This is a genomic window from Nocardiopsis protaetiae (assembly GCF_045446735.1).
Classification (GTDB): Bacteria; Actinomycetota; Actinomycetes; order Streptosporangiales; family Streptosporangiaceae; genus Nocardiopsis; species Nocardiopsis protaetiae.
In genome coordinates, this window is record NZ_JBJJBV010000562.1 from 1 (window position 1) to 473 (window position 473).

A 473-nucleotide genomic window follows, 5' to 3' on the forward strand; every position below is an offset into this window, starting at 1 on the left:
GCGCCTGGTGCCAAGGCATCCACCGTGTGCCACTATCACTTGGCCACTACAGATAACAAGATGCTCGCGCACACTATTCACAAATCAAAACACCAACCGCGTTCTCCGCTACCACTCGGGACAAACCCCTGTCCCACCCTCGAACACGAGGACGGGAACCGGGAAGAACCGAGAGTTCTCAGAGGCGGTCCGCGGGAACCAACCACAAGGGTTGCTTCCTCAGACACCCAACAGCGCGCCCCCCAAGGCTTCTAGGACCCTCGGGAGGAAGTTCGATTCATGTCTCTTCAAGCCATCCCGCTGCATCCCCATCCATGACGAGGAGAGCAGGTCCACTTTCGAGTCCGGCCAACCATAGGAAAAGTGTTGGCCTGAAAAAGACTCCTTAGAAAGGAGGTGATCCAGCCGCACCTTCCGGTACGGCTACCTTGTTACGACTTCGTCCCAATCGCCAGCCCCACCTTCACTCACTC

Annotated in this window: 1 rRNA gene; it reads right to left on the reverse strand. The window is 57.3% G+C overall.

Annotated features, from left to right (window positions below):
- Nucleotides 1-389: 389 nt before the first annotated feature.
- A 16S ribosomal RNA gene (locus ACJOT3_RS34685) occupies nucleotides 390-473 on the reverse strand; the annotation flags it as partial.